Annotated in this window: 1 protein-coding gene; it reads right to left on the bottom strand. The window is 65.7% G+C overall.

The window, feature by feature from the left end; translation table 11 throughout:
* A partial coding sequence (locus F0L46_RS25025; protein WP_240540157.1) for a hypothetical protein occupies positions 1–233 on the bottom strand: 233 nt, incomplete at its 3' end.
* Positions 234–329: the final 96 nt, after the last annotated feature.

The raw sequence follows: 329 nt of genomic DNA, 5'->3' as shown, positions 1-329 counted from the left end.
ACCGCGACAACGGGGGCTGACAGCGCGGTCATATGGGCCGAAGTCGAGACCGACATCGCACCCGCCTGAGAGACCTGCCAGGTCGTGAGCCCTGAGGAGCCCGGGTCGGCCCAGATGAGCTCAGCCCGGTGATCGCCGTTCAGGTCCAACACGGCTGCAAGGGTACCGCTGGAATTCGCCTGCAGATATTGCCCAGCTTGGAACTGTCCGTCGCTCATGATCCACGTAGCCACGGCGCCATCGCTGGTCCGCCTAAGCAGGATGTCGTCGACGCCGTCTCCTGTGACGTCGCCCGTTCCGATGACCGCCCATCCAGGGGCCGCGGAGTG

The organism is Salinarimonas soli (assembly GCF_008386575.1).
Taxonomy (GTDB): Bacteria; Pseudomonadota; Alphaproteobacteria; order Rhizobiales; family Beijerinckiaceae; genus Salinarimonas_A; species Salinarimonas_A soli.
This window is presented reverse-complemented; position numbering and strand designations above follow the sequence as displayed.